Origin of the sequence: Frigoribacterium sp. Leaf186, from assembly GCF_001423905.1 — a bacterium.
Taxonomy (GTDB): domain Bacteria; phylum Actinomycetota; class Actinomycetes; order Actinomycetales; family Microbacteriaceae; genus Frigoribacterium.
This window is the reverse complement of sequence record NZ_LMPQ01000003.1, coordinates 1-301: the sequence shown is the minus strand read 5'-3', so window position 1 is coordinate 301 and position 301 is coordinate 1. Positions and strand designations below refer to the sequence as shown.

The 301-nt window shown below is 48.2% G+C and carries 1 rRNA gene (cut by a window edge); it reads left to right on the top strand.

Annotated elements, in window-relative coordinates:
- Positions 1-301, top strand: a 23S ribosomal RNA gene (locus ASG05_RS15735); its annotated part reaches 973 nt to the left of the window's first position; the annotation flags it as partial.

Here is a 301-nt window from a genome sequence, read left to right as displayed (position 1 = left end):
AGCAAATGTAGGCATAAGTAACGATAAGGCGGGAGAGAAACCCGCCCACCGAAAGGATAAGGTTTCCTGATCAACGCTAATCGGATCAGGGTTAGTCGGGTCCTAAGGAGAACCCGAAAGGGACATTCGATGGACAACTGGTTAATATTCCAGTACTTTTTATAACTGCGATGTGGGGACGGAGTAGTGACACTGCCGCGAACTGACGGAATAGTTCGTTAAAGGTTGTAGGTATATCGATGGTAGGCAAATCCGCCAACGATGCTGAAAACTAATAGTACCGCGAGGCTTCGGCTGAGTG